Raw genomic sequence first — 19,917 nt, 5'->3', positions numbered from 1 at the left:
GCGGTAAGCCCCAAGTTTTAAGCTGCATGCCGCGAAGGGTCAACCGCCAGGCACAAAAAAGGGCTCTTAAAGAGCCCTTTTTCAACCGATCAGGATCAGCGCTTGTCGCGGCGCTTTTTGTCGGCTTTCTTGTGGTGCGTCATCATCCGGCGCTTTTTGTTGACCTGGCGGTCGGTGAGGCTGTTCTTGTTACCTTCGTACGGGTTCTCGCCACCCTTGAACTCGATACGGATCGGCGTACCGACCAGTTTCAAGACACGGCGATAGGTGTTTTCCAGGTAACGCACGTAGGACTTCGGCACCTTTTCCAGCTGGTTACCGTGAATCACGATAATCGGCGGGTTGGCACCACCCAAGTGCGCGTAACGCAGCTTGATCCGACGGTTGTTGACCATCGGCGGCGCGTGCTCGCTGACCGCATCTTCCAGAATCTGGGTCAGGCGGTTGGTCGGCCAGCGGGTAACCGCAGACTTGAACGAGTTCTGCACCGAAGCGTAGAGGTTGCCCACGCCGGTACCGTGCAGTGCCGAGATAAAGTGGATATCGGCGAACTCGACGAAGAACAGGCGACGCTGCAGCTCGATCTTGACGAAATCGCGCTCGCTCGGCGTCATGCCGTCCCACTTGTTGATCGCGATCACCAGGGCGCGACCAGCTTCCAGGGCAAAGCCCAGCAAGTTCAGGTCGTGGTCTACCACGCCTTCGCGGGCGTCCATGACGAAGATCACCACGTTGGCGTCTTTGATCGCCTGCAGGGTTTTCACCACGGAGAACTTTTCAACTTCCTCGTGGATCTTGCCGCGCTTGCGCACACCGGCGGTGTCGATCAGCGTGTACTTCTCGTCGTTACGTTCGAACGGGATGTAGATGCTGTCGCGGGTGGTGCCCGGCTCGTCATAGACGATTACCCGGTCTTCACCGAGCATGCGGTTGACCAGCGTCGACTTGCCGACGTTTGGACGGCCGATGATCGCGATCTTGATACCGTCTTTTTCGCTTGGGCCAGGAATGCGCTTGGCTTCCTCGCCTTCGGCAACGATCTCTTCTTCGCCTTCGACTTCATCCACATCATCACGCGGGAAGTCGCGCAGGGCGATTTCCAGCATCTGGGTGATGCCACGACCGTGGGCACCGGCGATCGGGATCGCGTCGCCCAGGCCCATCGGGCTGAATTCGGCACGGGCCATTTCCGGATCGATGTTGTCGATTTTGTTGGCTACCACGTAGGAACGCTTGTTGCGCTTGCGCAGGTGCTCGCCAATCATCTGGTCGGCAGCGGTGTAGCCCGCGCGGGCGTCCACCAGGAACAACACGACATCAGCTTCTTCAATGGCCAGCAGCGACTGCTCGGCCATCTTTTCGTCCATGCCATGCTCGTCACCGGAGATACCACCGGTGTCGACAATAATGTAGGAGCGCCCTTGCCACTTTGCCTCACCGTATTGGCGATCACGGGTCAGACCGGACAAGTCGCCGACGATGGCGTCGCGAGTCCTGGTCAGGCGGTTGAACAAGGTGGACTTGCCGACGTTCGGTCGGCCCACCAGGGCGATTACGGGAACCATGCGGCTCTCCACTTCGTTATTTCAGAAAATACAAAAGCCGCTGCAAGGCAGCGGCTGGTGCTCGGGGCAGCATATTCAAATGCCGCATGCCCCGCCGAAGCGGGGCCGCCTGGGTGTTACCCCAAGCATAGTCAAACCATTACTTGATGGTCAGCGCTTCCAGTTTGCCGCTGTTGCCATACACGTAAAGCATGTTACCCACTACCAGCGGACGGGCACGCAGGCCGTCACTGTCGATACGTTCGCGACCGACGAAGCGACCGTCCACCTGGCTCAGCAGGTGCAGGTAGCCTTCAAAGTCGCCTACCGCTACGTAGCTGGAAAACACTTCCGGTGCCGACAACTGACGGCGAGCCAGGGAGTCGTTGCTCCACAATGCAGTGGTGGAACGCTCGTCGACACTTTCAACGGTGCCAGACGCCAGGCTTACGTAGACGCTGCCAAACCCTTGGGCGACACCGGCGTAGCTGGAAGCATCACGCTGCCAGTTGATCCGGCCGCTTTGCACGTCCAGCGCCGCGACGCGGCCCTGGTAAGTGGCGACGTAGAGGGTATCACCCGACAGCAGCAAGCCACCGTCGATGTCCACTACGCGATCCAGTTCCGAACGACCCTGAGGAATAGCAACCCGGGTTTCCCAGGCCGGCACGCCGTTCTGGGTGTCCAGGGCGACCACTTTACCGGTCGACAGGCCTGCCAGTGCGAGGTTGCTGGTCACAACCGGACCGCTGGTACCGCGTAAGGTCAGGACCGCCGGCGTGCTGTCGTACAACCAGCGCTGGTTACCGGTGGCGGCGTCGAGGCCGATCACACGGTCATCCTGGGTTTGCACTACAACGATGTCACCGTTGGTAGCCGGTGGCGAGAGCACTTCACTGGTCACGCGAGCGCGCCATTTCTCTTCACCGGTGCTCTCGTCCAGCGCCACCACATCGCCTTTCAGCGTGCCGAGCAGCACCATGCCGGAACCCACGCCTACGGCGCCGGACACAGGCAGTTCGAGATCTTTCTTCCATTTGACGTCGCCGTTCATGCGGTCCATGGAGACCACAACGCCGGTGGAGTCAGCAGCGAAAATGGTGTCGCCGTCGATAGCCGGAACCATCAGGTTGTAGAGATCGCCCTGACCGTCACCAATGGAGCGGCTCCACTGCTTTTGCAGGACCACTTCTTCCTTGAAGCTGGTCAGCTCGGCCGGAGGCAGTTCTTTTTTGCTGTTGCTGCTGCAACCCGCGGCCAAAACGGCCAGAGCCAGCAATGCTGCATGTTTCCAACGGATCACGTCACGCATCCCCTTTGGCCAAGTCGTCGAGCTTGATTTGTAAGCCACCGACCGCCGCTTCATCAGACAGCGCCGCCTTGGCTTTTTGGTACGCAGCATTGGCTTCGTCGGTACGACCCAATTGGACCAGGAGGTCGCCCTTGAGCTCTTCACGAGTGGCCAGGAATGCCTTGTCAGCATCGCCGTCGAGCAATTTCAGTGCATCGTCGGCCTTGTTCTGTGCCGCGAGTACCTGAGCCAGACGCTGACGTGCGATTTCACCCAGTGTCGGGTTGGCCGGCTTGTCGGTGATGGCTTTCAGCTCGGAGGCTGCGTCATCCAGCTTGCCATTGTCGACCGCAACTTTTGCGACGAACAGGCTGCCGTATTGCGCGTAGGTGCTACCGCCGAACTCGCTCTTCAGCTTGCCGGCCAGGTCTGCAACCTGGGCAAGGTCAGGCTTGCCGTTGGGCGTCAGCGTGGTTTCCAGCAATTGCTGATAGATAATCGAGGCGCCTTGCGACTGGTTAGCCTGATACTTGTGCCAGGCTTGCCAGCCGAACACCACTACTAAAGCCAGCAGGCCGCCAGTGACCAGGGGCTTGCCGTTGCGCTGCCACCAGTCTTTGAACTCGGCCAGCTGGTCATCATCAGTACTCGACACCCCAATACTCCTTAATCGCTAAATCGGCTGTTTGACAGCTTCAACCCTGCACGATGCAGGTGGCCAGGTGCGCTGCAAGCGCATCAAAGGCAATGCTTTGTTGTTCACCCTGACCACGCAGGGGTTTGAAACTTACCACTTGCTGGGCCAATTCATCATCACCCAGGATCAGTGCATACAACGCACCGCTCTTGTCGGCTTTCTTGAACTGGCTTTTGAAGCTGCCGGCACCAGCATTGACTTGCAGGCGCAGGTTCGGCAGTTGATCGCGCAGCTTCTCGCTCAGGGCCAGGGCAGCCAGTTCGGCCGCCTCGCCAAAGGCACAGAAGTACACGTCCACCTGACGGGAAATTTCTTCGGGGACCTGCTCCAGGGTTTCCAGCAGCAGGATCAGCCGTTCGATGCCCATGGCGAAGCCAACACCGGTGGTCGGCTTGCCGCCCATCTGCTCGACCAGGCCGTCGTAACGGCCACCGGCACACACGGTGCCCTGGGCGCCGAGCTTGTCAGTCACCCACTCGAACACGGTCTTGCTGTAGTAATCAAGGCCACGCACCAGTTTCGGGTTGATGACGTATGGAATACCGGCTGCATCCAGACGAGCCTTGAGGCCCTCGAAGTGGATGCGGGACTCGTCGTCCAGGTAGTCGGCCATTTTCGGCGCGTCCACAAGTACGGCCTGGGTCTCGGCGTTCTTGGTGTCCAGTACCCGCAGCGGGTTGGTTTTCAGGCGGCGCTGGCTGTCTTCGTCCAGCTTGTCCAGGTGGGCCGACAGGAATTCCACCAGGGCTTCGCGGTAGCGGCCCCGGGATTCGCTGGTGCCCAGGCTGTTGAGTTCAAGCTTGACCGCATCGCGGATGCCCAGCATGCCCCACAGGCGCCAAGTCAGCACGATCAGCTCGGCGTCGATGTCCGGACCGTCGAGGTTGAACACCTCCAGGCCGATCTGGTGGAACTGGCGGTAACGGCCTTTCTGCGGACGCTCGTGGCGGAACATCGGACCGATGTACCAGAGCTTCTGCGGCTGACCGCCGCCGGTGAGGCCATGCTCGAGCACCGCACGCACGCACGCGGCAGTGCCTTCCGGACGCAGGGTCAGGGAGTCGCCGTTGCGGTCTTCGAAGGTGTACATCTCTTTTTCGACGATGTCGGTCACTTCACCGATGGAGCGCTTGAACAGCTCGGTGAACTCGACGATCGGCATGCGGATCTGCTTGTAACCGTAGTTATCCAGCAGGCGCGCGACAGTGCCCTCGAAGTAGCGCCACAGGGGCGTCTGCTCAGGCAGGATGTCGTTCATGCCACGAATGGCTTGCAGAGACTTGCTCACATCTAATCCTTAAATTCGTTCTTAGCCGCGCGCGATCAGCGCTGCGTCAGCCGCAACCTTTTCGGCCGCTTTCTGGCGGATCAGCCGTTCCAGCTCATCCACCAGATTGTCATTCGTCAGTTTCTGCGACGGCTTGCCGTCGATGTAAATCAGGTTTGGCGTACCGCCGGTCAGGCCCACATGGGCTTCTTTGGCCTCACCCGGCCCGTTGACCACACAACCAATCACCGCAACATCCAGCGGCACCAGCAGGTCTTCGAGGCGTACTTCCAGTTCGTTCATGGTTTTCACCACGTCGAAGTTCTGCCGCGAGCAGCTCGGGCAGGCAATGAAGTTGATGCCACGGGAACGCAAATGCAGGGATTTGAGAATGTCGTAACCGACTTTCACTTCCTCTACCGGGTCTGCCGCGAGGGAGATGCGAATAGTATCGCCAATCCCGTCGGCCAGCAGCATACCGAGACCCACCGCAGATTTCACTGTGCCTGAGCGTAAACCACCGGCTTCGGTGATACCCAGGTGCAATGGCTGGACGATTTCCTTGGCCAGCAGGCGGTACGCTTCTACCGCCATGAACACGTCGGAAGCCTTTACGCTGACCTTGAAGTCCTGAAAATTCAGGCGCTCAAGGTGTTCAACGTGGCGCAACGCGGACTCGACCAGGGCGGCCGGAGTCGGCTCGCCGTATTTCTTTTGCAGGTCTTTTTCCAGGGAACCGGCGTTGACGCCGATGCGGATTGGAATCCCGCGATCACGGGCGGCATCCACCACGGCACGAACCCGGTCTTCACGACCGATGTTGCCCGGGTTGATCCGCAGGCAATCGACGCCCAGCTCGGCCACGCGCAACGCGATCTTATAGTCGAAGTGAATATCGGCGACCAGCGGCACCTTGACCAGTTGCTTGATGCGGCCAAAGGCTTCGGCAGCGTCCATGTCCGGTACGGAAACCCGCACGATGTCGACGCCCGCCGCTTCCAGGCGGTTGATCTGGGCAACAGTGGCCGCCACATCATTGGTGTCGCTGTTGGTCATGCTTTGTACCGCGATGGGGGCATCGCCGCCCACCGGCACCGAGCCGACCCAGATCTTGCGCGATACGCGACGTTTGATTGGAGATTCGCCGTGCATGACTTTATTGTCCCAACTTCAGGCGAGCAGTCTCGCCACTGGTGAACGGCGCCACGTCCACAGGCTGGCCGTTGTAGGCCACTTGCGCGCCACGGGCAAAGCCCAGACGCAGCGTCAAAGGAGGCTTGCCGCCCTGGTCAAGTGTATCTCCCTTACGCTTCAGACCACTGAACAGCACTTTGCCGTTGCCATCGGAGACTTGCGTCCAGCAGTCAGCGACGTAGGTAATTTGTACTCGGCCATCACCAGCGATAAGCGCTGGGGTGGTTGGCGCGGAAATCGCCGGGGCGGCTGGAGCGGCTGGAGCCGGAGCCTGCGCCGGGGCAGCTGGCGTATGAGCCGGCGCAACCGGCGTCGCGGCGACCACTGGAGCGGGAGCGACAGGCGTCGTGGCAGGTGCAGTACCCGCTTCCGGAGCAGGCTGCTCGGCGCTTGGCTCTGCCTCAGGCGCCGCCTGGCCCTGGGCCACGGCTTGGTCTTCCGGCTCGTCCAATGGATGAATCTGAGTGGTGCCGTCGGCGCTTTCGACTTCGACGTGCTCCATGGCGTTGCTGGACAGGTCCTTGCCGCGCTGGGAGGTCTGGTCCTGCCACCATACAAAACCACCGCCGATCACGGCGATCAGCAGCAACAGACTGACAATTCGCAAAATCGTGTGGGAAACACGCACAGGTTCTTCAATGCGGCCCAGCCCATGAACATTACTGCCCTGGGAATCGGTACCGGTGATCTGGTCGAATTGCTGAACCAATGCGGCCTGGTCGATACCGAGCAACTTGGCGTAGGCGCGGATATAGCCGCGGGCAAAGGTATGCCCTGGCAGCTTGTCGAACGCGCCAGCTTCAAGGTTGCCCAATGAAGTCGTGGTCAAATTGAGCTTGAGGGCCACTTCTGCCAGCGACCAACCATTGCTTTCGCGGGCCTGACGCAAGGTCTCGCCTGGGTTTCCACGATTAGCTGCTACAACTTCCGGGTGCGCCTTCATCATTGCTCCGACAGGTATTGCTGATATTCCGGCGTACCGGGATAGAGTCGTTCGAGTTGCTGGCCAAAACGTGCGGCCTTGTCGCGTTCTTCATGAACCGTCGCCAGGCGCACACCGAGCAATAGACTACGTGCATTTTGCCCGCTCAGCAGGCTAAAACGCTCGTAATAGTCACGTGCCGGCACATAATGCCTGTCTTCGAAGGACAACTCAGCCATTTCGAGCAAGGCTCGTGGCTGGCGCTGGTTCAGGTGCAGGGCTTTTTCCAGTTGCTGGCGGGCGGTGTCGCGCTGGCCGAGAAGCATTGAGGTCACCCCAAGGTTCTCGAAAACCCGCGAACGCTCAGGATAAAGGGTATCGGCCGCAGCCTGCTGGAAATATTCGGACGCCTGGTCGTAACGCTTCTGCGCAAACAAAAAACTGCCGTAATTATTCAGCAGTCTTGGGTCGCCAGGACGTATGGCCAGGGCCTTGTGGAAATATTGATCGGCCAATTCAGGCTCGGCCTGGGCCTGGAACACCAAGGCCAACGCCGCATTGGCGTCGGCGTCGCGGCCATCCAGCTCGAGGGCCTTCTTCAGGGGCACCTTGGCCCGCTCGGCCATTCCTTGCTGCAAGTACCCCAAGCCCAACTGCACGTAGGCAGCACGCGCCTCGTCACGGCCCTTGCCGGTTTGCAACGGGCTGTCATGGCCCGATGAAACACAGCCAGCCGCGAGGCTGGCAACAAGCAAAAGCAGCGCAAGGCGCAAGGGCATAGAGATCCTCTCTCAGGTTCGAGTCGCGGCGCTTTGCGGCATATCGTCGGCGGCACTCAGTTCACGCACGGCGATATAACGTTCGCTGCGACGGGTGCGATCCAGCACCTGTCCTACCAATTGGCCACATGCCGCATCGATGTCTTCGCCGCGAGTAGTGCGTACGGTGACATTGAAGCCTGCATGGTGCAGTTGATCCTGGAAACGGCGGATAGCGTTGTTGCTCGGCCGCTCGTAGCCAGAATGGGGAAACGGGTTAAACGGAATCAGGTTGATCTTGCACGGTACATTCTTGAGCAATTCGATCATCTCGACCGCGTGCTCGACCTTGTCGTTGATGTCCTTGAGCATGGTGTACTCAATGGTCAACACACGTTTCTCACCCAAGGTCGCCATATAACGCTGGCAAGATTCGAGCAGCATCTTAAGCGGATACTTCTTGTTGATCGGCACCAATTGGTTACGCAATGCGTCATTCGGTGCGTGCAGCGACAACGCCAGGGAGACGTCGATGTGCTTGGCCAGCTCATCGATCATCGGTACCACGCCGGAGGTCGACAGGGTCACACGGCGCTTGGAAATGCCGTAGCCCAGGTCGTCCATCATCAAATGCATGGCCGCAACAACGTTGTCGAAGTTCAGCAGCGGCTCGCCCATGCCCATCATCACCACGTTGGTGATGGCACGGTCGGCGGTCGCCGGGATGCTGCCGAACGATTTATTGGCAATCCACACCTGGCCGATGACTTCGGCGGCGGTGAGGTTGCTGTTGAAACCTTGCTTGCCGGTGGAGCAGAAACTGCAGTCCAGGGCACAGCCTGCCTGGGACGAAACGCACAGAGTGCCGCGCTTGCCCTGGGGGATGTACACGGTCTCGACGCAGCTGCCGGACGCCACGCGCACCACCCACTTACGGGTGCCGTCGGTGGAAATGTCCTCGCTGACCACTTCGGGGCCGCGAACTTCGGCAATGGCCTTGAGCTTGTCGCGCAGGGCCTTGCTGACGTTCGTCATGGCGTCGAAATCATCGACGCCAAGATGGTGAATCCACTTCATTACCTGAGCGGCACGAAAACGCTTCTCCCCGATTGAGTCGAAGAATTTTTCCATTTCCTGTTGAGTCAGACCCAGCAGGTTGGTTTTTGCAGTCAATGTAGTCATGGATTCACCTTCGCTCTATTAAGCCAATGCTTAGCGAGCGGTTACTTCAGTAGCAGCGAAAAAGTACGAGATTTCGGGGCAGCAGCGGCTTCGGAGTCCGAACCGTGAACGGCGTTGGCGTCGATCGATTCAGCGAAGTCAGCACGGATGGTGCCGGCAGCAGCTTCTTTAGGGTTGGTAGCACCCATCAGCTCACGGTTCAGAGCGATAGCGTTTTCGCCTTCCAGAACCTGAACAACAACAGGACCGGAGATCATGAAGGCAACCAGGTCGCCGAAGAAACCACGAGCGCTGTGCTCAGCGTAGAAGCCTTCAGCTTCAGCTTTGGACAGTTGCTTGAGTTTCGAAGCTACAACCTTCAGGCCAGCTTTTTCGAAACGAGTGGTGATCTCGCCGATGACGTTTTTTGCAACAGCGTCAGGCTTGATGATGGAGAAAGTACGTTGAACAGCCATGGTGTAACTCCAGAAACGGTAATTTGCGAAAAATTAAACCCGCGAATTATACGCGGGTTCTTGGGTATTGCCTAACTGCGTAAAAAGGCGATTCAGTCTGCTTCTTCGATCCACAGGCCTTGTATCGCCTCAAGAACCTTTTCGCCACCCCGATCCGGGACGTCGTCAAATTCCGGCAGCTGCATCACCAGGTTGCGCAACTTGACGAAGTTCACCGACAGAGGATCGACATCCGGGTGAGCTTCAGCAAGTTGTATAGCGATTTCTTGTACATCAACCCATTTCAGGCTCATGACATTTCCTTGAATCAATGCGGCGCTTCGGCGGCATGGTTGAGCGAATACTTCGGAATTTCGACGGTAAGGTCTTCTGTTCCCACTTTTGCCTGACAGCTCAAGCGCGACGTCGGCTCAAGGCCCCACGCCCTATCAAGATAGTCCTCTTCCAGGTCGTCAGCCTCTTCAAGACTGTCGAAACCTTCACGGATCACACAGTGACAGGTGGTACAGGCATTGACGCCACCGCAGGCGCTTTCGATCTCGATGTGGTTATCGTGAGCGACTTCGAGAATGGACTTGCCGGTCTCAGCCTCCACAACCATACCGTCCGGGCAATGCTCGGCGTGTGGCAGAAAAATGATCTGCGGCATCAGTTAATCCTCAAGTTCATTCAAGTTGCGGCCCGCCAGGGCGGCTTTTACCGTCTGGTCCATGCGACGGGCGGCAAAGGCATCGGTCACTTGCGACAGGCGCTTGGTCTGTTGCTCGATGGCGTAACCATCGGTGCCTTTCATCAATTCAGCCAGTTCCTGCATTTGCAGGTCGATAACCATGCGCTCTTCGGCATCCAGCAGACGCTCGCCGTCAGCTTCAAGGGCGCCCTGCACCGCTTCGAGCAGGCGCTGGGCGTCGACTTGCTGCTCACGCAGCACGCGGGCGACCTTGTCGTCACCGGCGTACTGGAACGAATCCTTGAGCATCTTGGCGATTTCGCCATCGGTCAGGCCGTAGGACGGCTTGACCTGGATGCTGGCTTCAACGCCGGAGGCCAGTTCGCGAGCGGCAACACTCAGCAAGCCGTCGGCGTCGACCTGGAAGGTCACGCGAATCTTCGCCGCACCGGCCACCATCGCCGGAATGCCGCGCAATTCAAAGCGCGCCAGGGAACGGCAGTCGCTGATCAGCTCACGCTCGCCTTGAAGCACATGAATCATCATGGCCGTCTGGCCATCTTTGTACGTGGTGAAGTCCTGGGCGCGGGCAACGGGGATGGTGGTGTTGCGTGGAATCACCTTCTCCATCAGGCCGCCCATGGTTTCCAGCCCCAGGGACAACGGAATAACGTCGAGCAGAAGCAGTTCGCCACCATCACGCTTGTTACCGGCAAGGGTGTCGGCCTGGATCGCAGCACCAATGGCCACCACTTGATCCGGGTCGATTTCAGTCAGCGGCTGGCGGCCAAAGGCTTCGGCAACGGCTTCGCGGACACGTGGCACGCGGGTCGAACCACCCACCATCACCACCGCGGCGACGTCTTCCAGCTCGATACCGGAGTCGCGCACCGCGCGACGGCAGGCCTTCAAGCTGCGGGCGACCATCGGTTCGATCAGCGAATCGAAGGCTTCGCGAGTCAGTTGGGCCGACCAGCTACCGTAGGAAACTTCAACCGATGCAGCGTCAGTCAGTGCTTCTTTGGCGGCACAGGCGGTTTGCAGCAGGTTACGTTGCGCGCCCGGATCCAGGTCAGCAGACAAGCCTGCACTGGTGATGATCCAGCCAGCAATGGCGTGGTCGAAGTCATCGCCGCCCAGGGCCGTATCGCCACCGGTAGCCAGCACCTCGAATACGCCGCCGGTCAGGCGCAGAATCGAAATATCAAAGGTGCCGCCGCCCAGGTCGTAAATAGCCACCAGGCCTTCGGCGTGCTGATCCAGGCCATAAGCCACAGCCGCCGCGGTCGGCTCGTTGAGCAGGCGCAGCACGTTCAGGCCGGCCAGTTTCGCCGCATCCTTGGTGGCTTGGCGCTGAGCGTCATCGAAATACGCAGGAACAGTAATTACCGCACCCACCAGTTCGCCGCCCAAGGTGGTTTCCGCACGCTGACGTAGCACCTTGAGGATATCGGCCGACACTTCCACCGGGCTTTTCGGGCCCTGGATGGTGTCGATGAACGGCATATGGGATTCGCCACCGACAAAGCGGTACGGCAGCTGGTCGCCCAGTTGCTTGACGTCGGACAGACCACGACCCATCAAGCGCTTGACCGACAGCACGGTGTTCAGGGGATCGGTAGACGCCGCCAGCTTGGCCGACTCGCCCACTTCAGTGCGGTCAGCGTGATAGCGCACGGCAGACGGCAGGATGAGCTGGCCATCCGCGTCAGGCAGCGGCTCGGAAAGACCGCTGCGCAATGCAGCGACCAGCGAATTGGTAGTGCCCAAGTCAATCCCGACCGCCAGACGACGCTGGTGCGGTTGAGGACTTTGACCGGGTTCGGCGATCTGCAGTAGGGCCATGGTAATCAGGACTTATCTGTATATCAGGCGTGCAACCTGGGCGGCACTGGGTTAATCGTCGAGGCGCTCTTCTAACTGGCGCACTTCGTAGGTGAGCTTGTCGAGGAACTGCATGCGCCGCATCAGGCGTTCGGCCTGCTCACGTTGCGCTGCATCATCCCAACAGGCTGCGAAGCTTTCGTTGAGTTCATCCTGGGCCGCTTTCAGACGGCGCTTGAACACTGCGACTCCGGCCAGATCAGCCTCGTCCTGCAGTTCTTCAAGCTCCTCGCGCCATTGCATCTGCTGCATCAGGAAATCAGGGTCCTGGACCGTGACTTCAAGCGGCAGCTCGCGACCGCCCATGGCGAGCAGGTAGCGCGCGCGTTTGGGAGGGTTCTTGAGCGTCTGATAGGCCTCGTTGAGGCTGGCTGATTGCTCCAGCGCCAAGCGTTGCTCACGCTCGGAAGCGTCAGCAAAACGGTCCGGATGCACCCCACGCGCCAGTTCACGGTAGCGCGTGGCAAGCTGTTCAAGGTCCAGTCGAAAACTCGGCTGCAGCTCGAACAAAGCGAAATGACAAGGAGTACCCACGATCAGCCTCAGATGTTGAAGCTTTCGCCGCAGCCACATTCACCGCGTACGTTGGGGTTGTTGAACTTGAAGCCTTCGTTCAACCCTTCCTTGACGAAATCGAGTTCGGTGCCGTCCAGGTAAGTCAGGCTTTTCGGGTCGATAATCACTTTTTCACCGTGACTCTCGAACACCTGATCTTCCTCGACCACCTCGTCGACAAACTCCAGCACGTAGGCAAGGCCGGAACAGCCCGTGGTGCGAACACCCAGACGAATCCCCTCACCTTTACCGCGCCCATTCAGGGAGCGGCGAATGTGCTGCGCAGCCGCTTCTGTCATGCTGATAGCCATCGTGACTCCTTACTCGTCGCCAAATTGCTTAGATCAAGCCTTTCTTCTGCTTGTAGTCGCGAACAGCCGCCTTGATGGCGTCTTCTGCGAGTACCGAGCAGTGGATTTTCACTGGCGGCAACGCCAGTTCTTCGGCCAGCTGAGTGTTGCTGATAGTCACAGCCTCATCCAGCGTCTTGCCTTTCATCCATTCGGTCGCCAGGGAGCTGGAGGCGATGGCCGAACCGCAACCGTATGTCTTGAACTTGGCGTCTTCGATAACGCCAGCTTCGTTGACCTTGATCTGCAGACGCATAACGTCGCCGCACGCCGGAGCGCCGACCATGCCGGTGCCGACATCAGGGTCTTCCGCGTTCATCTTGCCGACGTTGCGCGGGTTTTCGTAGTGGTCGATGACCTTTTCGCTGTAAGCCATGGTACTGAATCCTCACTCATCAGGGCCGCTCTGGAACCCTGTAAACACGCCTGCGTTTTCCGCCACGTCTTTACAGAGCCTTTTGGGTGGCGGCTTCTATAGTTAGTGTGCCGCCCACTCGATCTTGGAAATATCGACACCGTCTTTGTACATATCCCACAGAGGCGACAAGGTACGCAGCTTGGTGACGGCCTCGCAGACTTTCTGCGCGGCGTAGTCGACTTCTTCTTCGGTGGTGAAACGGCCGAACGTAAAGCGGATCGAGCTGTGAGCCAGTTCGTCGTTGCGGCCCAGGGCGCGCAGGACGTAAGACGGCTCAAGGGAAGCCGAGGTGCAGGCCGAACCGGACGAAACCGCCAGGTCCTTGAGCGCCATGATCAGCGACTCGCCTTCGACGTAGTTGAAGCTCAAATTCAGGTTGTGCGGTACACGGGCGGTCATGCTGCCGTTGATGTACAGCTCTTCAAGGTGCTCGACCTGCTTGTAGAAGCGATCGCTCAGGGCCTTGATGCGCACGTTTTCAGCAGCCATGTCTTCCTTGGCCACACGGAACGCTTCGCCGATGCCGACGATCTGGTGGGTCGCCAAGGTGCCGGAACGCATGCCGCGCTCGTGACCGCCGCCGTGCATGGTGGCTTCGATACGCACGCGAGGCTTGCGGCTCACGTACAGCGCACCAATGCCTTTAGGGCCATAGGTCTTGTGGGCAGAGAACGACATCAGGTCGACTTTCAGTTTCGACAGGTCGATATCGACCTTGCCGGTGGACTGAGCAGCGTCGACATGCAGCAACACGCCCTTGGAGCGGGTCAGCTCGCCGATGGCGGCGATGTCGTTGATGGTGCCGATTTCGTTGTTCACGTGGATCACGGAAACCAGGATGGTGTCTTCACGCATCGCCGCTTCGATCATCGCAGGGGTCACGATACCGTCGGTGGTGGGCTCGAGGTAAGTGACCTCGAAACCTTCACGCTCCAGTTGGCGCATGGTGTCGAGGACAGCCTTGTGCTCAATCTTGGTGGTGATCAGGTGTTTGCCTTTGGTCGCGTAGAAATGCGCCGCACCCTTGATTGCCAGGTTATCGGACTCGGTGGCACCGGAGGTCCAGACGATTTCACGTGGGTCGGCATTCACCAGGTCAGCGACCTGGCGACGAGCGTTTTCCACTGCTTCTTCGGCTTTCCAGCCGAAAACGTGGGAACGGGACGCCGGGTTACCGAAGTTTCCGTCAACCAGCAGGCATTCGCTCATCTTTTGCGCGACACGCGGATCAACCGGGGTGGTCGCTGAGTAATCAAGGTAAATCGGCAATTTCATGGACTTTCTCCTAAATCAGGCTGGCTGGCGTGCCGTTAGCTCTTCGGCTGTCACTCGACGGCGGACGCTTCAATCTTGTCCAGACGCGGCGCCTTGGTGTTGCAACGGCGCTGGTCCTGACGCTGGGCTACTTCTTGCACCTCACGGCGAGTCACAAGATCAGCCAAGCTGATACCACTCAAAAACTCATGGATCTGCAGGCTCAGGTCACACCACAAGTGGTGCGTAAGGCAGGTGTCGCCTGCGTGGCAATCACCCAGGCCCTGGCATTTGGTGGCATCGACGGATTCGTTCACCGCGTCGATCACCTGGGCTACCTGGATGCCCTGCATGTCGCGGGACAGTTGATAGCCGCCGCCTGGACCACGAACGCTGGAAACCAGATTGCTGCGGCGCAACTTGGCGAACAACTGCTCGAGGTAAGACAGGGAAATGCCTTGGCGCTCGGAGATATCGGCCAGGGACACCGGCCCATTTTGCGCGTGCAAGGCCAGGTCAAGCATGGCGGTCACCGCGTATCGGCCTTTTGTAGTCAGTCTCATGGACAAGTACCAAGGTGTTTCAGAATGGGAGCAAGTATGCGATTCCCGAGTATTTAAGTCAACTATAAGACCTAGTACTTTAGTCAGGATTACCCGTAAAAAGGGCGCGCGAATCATAGCAGGGCGGGACGGGATGGACCAGCGGGAACAGGGCCAAGCCGGGAATGCGGGACCAATGGAGGTCAAAATGTGGGAGCGGGCTTGCTCGCGAATGCGGTGGATCAGTCAATATATTCGGCGACTGACACGCAGCTTTCGCGAGCAAGCCCGCTCCCACATGGGTTTTGCAGTGATTGCGAGACTTCAGCCCGCCTTGGTGGTGGCACCTTCGTCCTTGATCTCGGCAAAGTCTTCGGTGCGCAGCTCAGGCAAGTCCTTCGCGCAGTAGTTGCTGCCGAGGTCTTTCAAGGCGCCACACATGCCGTCCAGCTTGCCATCCACCGCTTGCAGGTGATCCAGCAACTGGCCGATGGCACGCGCCACCGGGTCGGGCATGTCTTCGCTGACGCCATAGGCATCGAAACCGATTTTCTCGGCCATGGCCTTGCGCTTGGCTTCCTGTTCATCACCGACTTCCGGCTTGACGATGATCCGCCCCGGAATGCCGACAACCGTTGCACCAGGCGGTACGGCCTTGGTCACCACGGCATTGGAGCCGACCTTGGCGCCCGCACCCACGGTAAACGGGCCGAGCACTTTGGCACCCGCCCCCACTACAACGCCATCTTCCAGCGTCGGGTGGCGCTTGCCTTTGTTCCAGGTGGTACCGCCCAGGGTCACGCCCTGATACAGGGTTACGTCATCACCAATCTCGGCGGTCTCGCCAATGACGATACCCATGCCGTGGTCGATAAAGAAACGACGACCGACTTTGGCGCCCGGATGAATCTCGATCCCGGTCAACCAGCGACCAAAGTTGGAGACCAGCCGTGCCAGCCACTTCCAACCCATATGCCACAAGGCGCCGGACAGGCGGTGGATCCAGATCGCGTGCATGCCCGGGTAGCACGTCAGCACTTCAAAGGCGTTGCGCGCCGCCGGGTCACGGTGGAAAACACTCTGGATATCTTCTCGCAAACGCTCGAACATTTTTAATCCTTCCGCTTAAGAAGCTCGCCACGGGCCGCTTTCTGGGTTTCCGTGAGGATGCCACGCAATATATTCATTTCCGCCCGGCTGACCGAGCTGCGTCCGTACAACCGACGCAGGCGCGCCATCAAGTGCCGTGGTTTTTCCGGATCGAGGAATTCGATGGCCACCAGGGTTTGCTCCAGGTGCTCATAGAACCGCTCCAGCTCGTCCATGGTGGCCAACTCGCCACTCTTGGTCGATGCAACCTCGTCCTTCTCTACCTTGCTTGGCTGGCCTTCAGCGGCCAGCCAGGCCATGCGCACTTCATAACTCAACACCTGCACCGCTGCCCCGAGGTTCAGCGAACTGAACTCAGGGTCTGATGGGATGTGCACGTGATAATGACATCGCTGCAGCTCTTCATTGGTCAGGCCGGAGTCTTCACGGCCAAAGACCAAGGCGATTTCAGCGCCGCCGGCGGCCTCTTCCACGACTTTGGTCCCGCATTCGCGAGGATCCAGCAGCGGCCAGGGGATGCGACGGTCGCGAGCGCTCGTGCCGAGCACCAGGTTGCAGCCGACCAGGGCGTCTTCCAGCGTGGCGACGACCTGGGCTTTTTCGAGGATGTCATTGGCGCCGGACGCGCGAGCATCGGCCTCGTGGTGCGGGAACACACGCGGCTCCACCAGCACCAGGCGCGTCAGCCCCATGTTCTTCATGGCGCGCGCCACGCCGCCGATATTGCCGGGATGACTGGTATTGACGAGGACGACACGGATGTTTTGCAGCAAGGGAGGCGCTCTCGGACACGGGAAAGGGGAGCAAATCTTACAGAACAGCCTAAGGTTATGCCATGAAAGGTAACGTCGTCCTTCACCTGAAGAAAGTTTCTGCTAGAATGCTCGGCTTTCTTTAACAACCTTAGGTGACACATCCATGCAGCCCATGCTGAATATCGCGCTGCGCGCCGCCCGCAGCGCCAGTGAATTGATCTTCCGCTCCATCGAGCGCCTGGATACCATCAAGGTCGACGAAAAAGACGCCAAGGATTACGTATCCGAGGTGGATCGTGCCGCCGAGCAGAAAATCATCGACGCGCTGCGCAAGGCCTACCCTACCCACGGCATCCTCGGTGAAGAAACCGGCTTGCATAAAGGTAGCGGCGAAGGCGAAGACTACCTGTGGATCATCGACCCACTGGATGGCACCACCAACTTCCTGCGCGGCATCCCGCACTTTGCCGTGAGCATCGCCTGCAAATACCGCGGCCGCCTGGAGCACGCTGTTGTTCTGGACCCGGTTCGCCAGGAAGAATTCACCGCCAGCCGTGGCCGTGGCGCCCAACTGAACGGTCGTCGCCTGCGTGTCAGCGGTCGCACCAGCCTGGACGGCGCCCTGCTGGGTACCGGCTTCCCGTTCCGCGATGACCAGATGGACAACCTGGAAAACTACCTGGGCATGTTCCGCGCCCTGGTTGGCCAGACCGCCGGCATCCGTCGCGCCGGTGCAGCCAGCCTGGACCTGGCTTATGTCGCTGCCGGTCGTTTTGATGCGTTCTGGGAGTCAGGCCTGTCCGAATGGGACATGGCTGCAGGCGCACTGCTGATTCAAGAAGCGGGCGGCCTGGTGAGCGACTTCACCGGCGGTCACGACTTCCTGGAGAAGGGCCACGTGGTTGCCGGCAACACCAAATGCTTCAAGGCAGTACTGACGGCGATCCAGCCGCACCTGCCGGCCTCGCTGAAGCGCTAAGCGAGCGAGCACAAAAAAGCACCCCTCGGGGTAATGCCAGTCAGTTAAGCCTTCTCGCTTGACCTTTGGCCGCAAGAAATCAAAATCCGATGCCGTACTGGCATCGGATTTTTTTATGCGTCTCGCTCGAGCACTGGAACTGACCCACAACATCGCCTCTACCCCCAACGCCATCGAGGGATTGGATGCCTTGCTCGATCCTTCCTTGGTCGAACAGGCGCTTGAACAGGCCGGTGTGGCGACCCTGCGCAAGCGGCGCTTGCCGCTGGAAATGATGCTGTGGTGCGTGATTTCCATGGCGTTCTTCCGGCGTATGTCGGCATGGGATGTGGTTAGTCGCATGAACATCATGCTGCCGGGCCAGCGTCCGCTGGTGGCGCCCAGCGCCGTAGTCCAGGCCCGTCAGAGATTGGGCAGCGAAGCGGTAAGGCAGGTCTTCGATCTGACTCAGAAAAATTGGCATGAGGCGGCCGATCACCCAACGTGGGCGGGTTTGCGTTTGTTGGGCGTCGACGGCGTCGTCTGGCGAACACCCGATACTGCCGAAAACCGCGCGCGTTACGATTCCGCCAGCAATCAGCATGGTGATACGGGCTTTCCTCAGGTGCGTATGGTTTGCCAAATGGAATTGACCAGTCACTTGCTGATCGGCAGTGCTTTTGATGGCTATCGCAGCAACGAAATGAAACTGGCGGAAAAGCTGATTGAAACCACGCCCGATCACTCGCTGACGCTGTTTGATCGCGGTTTTTATTCTTTGGGTTTACTGCATCAGTGGCAGCAGGCGGGCACCGAGCGACATTGGCTGATGCCGCTGCGCAAAGGTGCGCAGTACGAAGTCATTCAGCGTCTGGGGCGTCAAGATGCGGTGGTTTCGCTGAGCACCTCGCCGCAGGCGCGCAAGCAATGGCCGGGACTGCCGGAGCGCCTGACTGCACGGCTGCTGAGCAAAACCGTAAAGGGCAAGATGTGTCAGATCCTGACCTCGATGAGCGATCCGCTGCGCTTCCCGCCCGACGAAATCGTCGATCTGTACAGCCAGCGATGGGAGATCGAACTAGGGTTTCGAGAGATGAAACAGACGCTGCTCAACAGCAGTTATACGCTGCGCAGCAAGACGCCAGAGATGATCGAACAAGAGTTGTGGGGCGTATTGTTAGGCTACAACTTGTTGCGTTATCAGATGGTGGAAATGAGTCGCCACTGTCCTGGCATTTATCCGAGCGAAATGAGCTTCACCGCTTGCACTTGGGCGATTCTGGGGTTTATCAACAGCGTCTGCGCCGACCGTTCCGGGAACATCCCCAAGTATTTGGCCGAGCTTCATGCTTCAGCGCCGCACTATGTGCTGCCGCATCGACGTGAGGAGCGCGTATATCCTCGGGCGATTCGGCTGAAATCACCGAAGTATCCGATCAGAAATAAAAATGCCAGTCAGCTTAACTGACTGGCATTAACCCCTCGGGGTGCTTTTTTTATATCTGAAATTACTGCTGCGGCTGGTTCTGACCGATAACCAGGCGCCCTTCCTTGTCGACCGGGATCTGATTGCCTGGATCACGATCCATGCGCACGGAGCCTTCCTTGCCGTCCAGGGTGTAACGCACGTCGTACCCGACAACCTTGTCGCTGATGTCGTTAACGGTGTTACAACGGGTTTGCGTAGTGGTGTAGGTATCGCGGTTCTGCATGCCTTCCTGAACCTTGTTACCGGCATAACCGCCACCGACCGCACCGGCCACCGTGGCCAGCTTCTTGCCATTACCGCCACCGACCTGATTACCCAACAGGCCGCCCGCCAGCGCACCGACCACCGTACCGACGATCTGATGCTGATCCTGCACAGGCTTCTGCCGGGTTACGGCAACGTCCTTGCAGACTTCACGCGGGGTTTTAATCTGGGTTTTCACCGGCTGCACTGCCAGCACTTGCGCATACTCAGGGCCGCTTTTTACCAGGCTGTAGGTGGCAACAGCACCCCCGGCAGTCACACCGACAGCACCCAATACCGCACCAACCAGTAACGACTTGTTCACGTGAACCTCCTGACCATCACAAACGGACCGAACGATCCGCGCTATACCCAGCCT

The 19,917-nt window shown here is 59.1% G+C and carries 21 protein-coding genes and 1 pseudogene; 2 read left to right on the top strand and 20 right to left on the bottom strand.

The annotated features are described in order from the left end of the window. Window positions 1-95: 95 nt before the first annotated feature. The 19 genes and pseudogenes from der to trmJ all read right to left on the bottom strand — a co-directional run bounded on the left by der (window position 96) and on the right by trmJ (window position 16,866). The gene (der, locus tag ACUN0G_RS04500) at window positions 96-1,565 is read right to left on the bottom strand and encodes a ribosome biogenesis GTPase Der (protein ID WP_088423691.1); all 1,470 of its coding nucleotides are present in this window, start codon (window positions 1,563-1,565) and stop codon (window positions 96-98) included. Window positions 1,566-1,704: 139 nt separating this feature from the next. Further along, window positions 1,705-2,856, bottom strand: coding sequence for an outer membrane protein assembly factor BamB (gene bamB, locus ACUN0G_RS04495; protein ID WP_063032991.1), 1,152 nt, complete (start codon window positions 2,854-2,856; stop codon window positions 1,705-1,707). Then, window positions 2,849-3,490: a YfgM family protein gene (locus ACUN0G_RS04490; RefSeq protein WP_010176862.1), complete on the bottom strand. Its 642-nt coding sequence runs from the start codon at window positions 3,488-3,490 to the stop codon at window positions 2,849-2,851. Before ACUN0G_RS04490 ends, bamB begins: the two co-directional genes overlap by 8 nt. Before the next feature lie 40 nt (window positions 3,491-3,530). Then, window positions 3,531-4,820 carry a histidine--tRNA ligase gene (gene hisS / locus ACUN0G_RS04485; protein WP_003209664.1) on the bottom strand — a complete coding sequence of 430 codons (1,290 nt, stop codon included), beginning with the start codon at window positions 4,818-4,820 and terminating at the stop codon, window positions 3,531-3,533. 21 nt (window positions 4,821-4,841) lie between these two features. Next, the gene (ispG, locus tag ACUN0G_RS04480) at window positions 4,842-5,951 is read right to left on the bottom strand and encodes a flavodoxin-dependent (E)-4-hydroxy-3-methylbut-2-enyl-diphosphate synthase (RefSeq protein ID WP_017478664.1); all 1,110 of its coding nucleotides are present in this window, start codon (window positions 5,949-5,951) and stop codon (window positions 4,842-4,844) included. Between the two features lie 4 nt (window positions 5,952-5,955). Then, entirely contained in the window at window positions 5,956-6,939 is a 984-nt protein-coding gene (locus ACUN0G_RS04475; RefSeq protein WP_445572783.1) for a RodZ domain-containing protein, read from the bottom strand. Beyond that, the gene (gene pilW, locus ACUN0G_RS04470) at window positions 6,936-7,694 is read right to left on the bottom strand and encodes a type IV pilus biogenesis/stability protein PilW (RefSeq protein ID WP_445572782.1); all 759 of its coding nucleotides are present in this window, start codon (window positions 7,692-7,694) and stop codon (window positions 6,936-6,938) included. The genes ACUN0G_RS04475 and pilW overlap by 4 nt, the downstream gene beginning before the upstream one ends. Window positions 7,695-7,706: 12 nt before the next feature. After that, on the bottom strand, window positions 7,707-8,855 hold the full coding sequence (gene rlmN, locus ACUN0G_RS04465; RefSeq protein WP_003209670.1) for a 23S rRNA (adenine(2503)-C(2))-methyltransferase RlmN: 1,149 nt from the start codon (window positions 8,853-8,855) through the stop codon (window positions 7,707-7,709). 30 nt (window positions 8,856-8,885) lie between these two features. After that, a pseudogene (gene ndk, locus ACUN0G_RS04460) lies at window positions 8,886-9,310 on the bottom strand (nucleoside-diphosphate kinase). Window positions 9,311-9,402: 92 nt separating this feature from the next. Next, the gene (gene iscX / locus ACUN0G_RS04455) at window positions 9,403-9,603 is read right to left on the bottom strand and encodes a Fe-S cluster assembly protein IscX (protein ID WP_421523545.1); all 201 of its coding nucleotides are present in this window, start codon (window positions 9,601-9,603) and stop codon (window positions 9,403-9,405) included. A gap of 14 nt (window positions 9,604-9,617) precedes the next feature. Next, on the bottom strand, window positions 9,618-9,959 hold the full coding sequence (gene fdx / locus ACUN0G_RS04450) for an ISC system 2Fe-2S type ferredoxin (RefSeq protein WP_322143381.1): 342 nt from the start codon (window positions 9,957-9,959) through the stop codon (window positions 9,618-9,620). 3 nt (window positions 9,960-9,962) lie between these two features. Next, entirely contained in the window at window positions 9,963-11,825 is a 1,863-nt protein-coding gene (gene hscA, locus ACUN0G_RS04445) for a Fe-S protein assembly chaperone HscA (protein WP_258343883.1), read from the bottom strand. A 51-nt stretch (window positions 11,826-11,876) separates the two neighbouring features. Further along, window positions 11,877-12,398 (bottom strand): co-chaperone HscB, encoded by a 522-nt coding sequence (gene hscB / locus ACUN0G_RS04440; protein ID WP_421523574.1) that lies wholly within the window; start codon window positions 12,396-12,398, stop codon window positions 11,877-11,879. 8 nt (window positions 12,399-12,406) lie between these two features. Continuing rightward, the gene (gene iscA, locus ACUN0G_RS04435; protein WP_003209680.1) at window positions 12,407-12,730 is read right to left on the bottom strand and encodes an iron-sulfur cluster assembly protein IscA; all 324 of its coding nucleotides are present in this window, start codon (window positions 12,728-12,730) and stop codon (window positions 12,407-12,409) included. Between the two features lie 28 nt (window positions 12,731-12,758). Then, a complete protein-coding gene (gene iscU, locus ACUN0G_RS04430) occupies window positions 12,759-13,145 on the bottom strand; it encodes a Fe-S cluster assembly scaffold IscU (protein WP_003209682.1) in 387 nt (128 codons plus the stop codon). A gap of 102 nt (window positions 13,146-13,247) precedes the next feature. Beyond that, window positions 13,248-14,462: an IscS subfamily cysteine desulfurase gene (locus ACUN0G_RS04425; RefSeq protein WP_008438290.1), complete on the bottom strand. Its 1,215-nt coding sequence runs from the start codon at window positions 14,460-14,462 to the stop codon at window positions 13,248-13,250. 50 nt (window positions 14,463-14,512) lie between these two features. Continuing rightward, complete coding sequence (iscR, locus tag ACUN0G_RS04420; protein WP_003210305.1) at window positions 14,513-15,004, bottom strand: Fe-S cluster assembly transcriptional regulator IscR; 492 nt, start codon at window positions 15,002-15,004, stop codon at window positions 14,513-14,515. Between the two features lie 303 nt (window positions 15,005-15,307). Beyond that, complete coding sequence (gene cysE, locus ACUN0G_RS04415; protein WP_445572781.1) at window positions 15,308-16,093, bottom strand: serine O-acetyltransferase; 786 nt, start codon at window positions 16,091-16,093, stop codon at window positions 15,308-15,310. 2 nt (window positions 16,094-16,095) lie between these two features. Beyond that, a complete protein-coding gene (trmJ, locus tag ACUN0G_RS04410; RefSeq protein WP_003210307.1) occupies window positions 16,096-16,866 on the bottom strand; it encodes a tRNA (cytosine(32)/uridine(32)-2'-O)-methyltransferase TrmJ in 771 nt (256 codons plus the stop codon). Between the two features lie 145 nt (window positions 16,867-17,011). Here trmJ and suhB point away from each other — a divergent pair, with 145 nt between their 5' ends. Both suhB and ACUN0G_RS04400 read left to right on the top strand, forming a co-directional pair. Next, window positions 17,012-17,827, top strand: coding sequence for a type III secretion system regulator SuhB (gene suhB / locus ACUN0G_RS04405; RefSeq protein ID WP_003175971.1), 816 nt, complete (start codon window positions 17,012-17,014; stop codon window positions 17,825-17,827). Between the two features lie 115 nt (window positions 17,828-17,942). After that, a complete protein-coding gene (locus ACUN0G_RS04400) occupies window positions 17,943-19,274 on the top strand; it encodes an IS4 family transposase (RefSeq protein WP_445575516.1) in 1,332 nt (443 codons plus the stop codon). Window positions 19,275-19,314: 40 nt separating this feature from the next. Here ACUN0G_RS04400 and ACUN0G_RS04395 read toward each other — a convergent pair whose 3' ends face one another. After that, on the bottom strand, window positions 19,315-19,863 hold the full coding sequence (locus ACUN0G_RS04395; RefSeq protein ID WP_003210309.1) for a glycine zipper 2TM domain-containing protein: 549 nt from the start codon (window positions 19,861-19,863) through the stop codon (window positions 19,315-19,317). Window positions 19,864-19,917: the final 54 nt, after the last annotated feature.

It is taken from the genome of Pseudomonas sp. 32A (genome assembly GCF_052682255.1).
The sequence above is the reverse complement of the archived record's forward strand: the minus strand, read 5'-3'. Positions and strand labels throughout refer to the sequence as shown.

Bases quoted from the DNA above. Each gene is read 5' to 3' on its own strand.
- der (WP_088423691.1), bottom strand. From the start codon at position 1,565: ATGGTTCCCGTAATCGCCCTGGTGGGCCGACCGAACGTCGGCAAGTCC.
- bamB (WP_063032991.1), bottom strand. From the start codon at position 2,856: ATGCGTGACGTGATCCGTTGGAAACATGCAGCATTGCTGGCTCTGGCC.
- ispG (WP_017478664.1), bottom strand. From the start codon at position 5,951: ATGCACGGCGAATCTCCAATCAAACGTCGCGTATCGCGCAAGATCTGG.
- ACUN0G_RS04475 (WP_445572783.1), bottom strand. From the start codon at position 6,939: ATGATGAAGGCGCACCCGGAAGTTGTAGCAGCTAATCGTGGAAACCCA.
- pilW (WP_445572782.1), bottom strand. From the start codon at position 7,694: ATGCCCTTGCGCCTTGCGCTGCTTTTGCTTGTTGCCAGCCTCGCGGCT.
- rlmN (WP_003209670.1), bottom strand. From the start codon at position 8,855: ATGACTACATTGACTGCAAAAACCAACCTGCTGGGTCTGACTCAACAG.
- iscX (WP_421523545.1), bottom strand. From the start codon at position 9,603: ATGAGCCTGAAATGGGTTGATGTACAAGAAATCGCTATACAACTTGCT.
- fdx (WP_322143381.1), bottom strand. From the start codon at position 9,959: ATGCCGCAGATCATTTTTCTGCCACACGCCGAGCATTGCCCGGACGGT.
- hscA (WP_258343883.1), bottom strand. From the start codon at position 11,825: ATGGCCCTACTGCAGATCGCCGAACCCGGTCAAAGTCCTCAACCGCAC.
- iscA (WP_003209680.1), bottom strand. From the start codon at position 12,730: ATGGCTATCAGCATGACAGAAGCGGCTGCGCAGCACATTCGCCGCTCC.
- iscU (WP_003209682.1), bottom strand. From the start codon at position 13,145: ATGGCTTACAGCGAAAAGGTCATCGACCACTACGAAAACCCGCGCAAC.
- ACUN0G_RS04425 (WP_008438290.1), bottom strand. From the start codon at position 14,462: ATGAAATTGCCGATTTACCTTGATTACTCAGCGACCACCCCGGTTGAT.
- iscR (WP_003210305.1), bottom strand. From the start codon at position 15,004: ATGAGACTGACTACAAAAGGCCGATACGCGGTGACCGCCATGCTTGAC.
- cysE (WP_445572781.1), bottom strand. From the start codon at position 16,093: ATGTTCGAGCGTTTGCGAGAAGATATCCAGAGTGTTTTCCACCGTGAC.
- suhB (WP_003175971.1), top strand. From the start codon at position 17,012: ATGCAGCCCATGCTGAATATCGCGCTGCGCGCCGCCCGCAGCGCCAGT.
- ACUN0G_RS04400 (WP_445575516.1), top strand. From the start codon at position 17,943: ATGCGTCTCGCTCGAGCACTGGAACTGACCCACAACATCGCCTCTACC.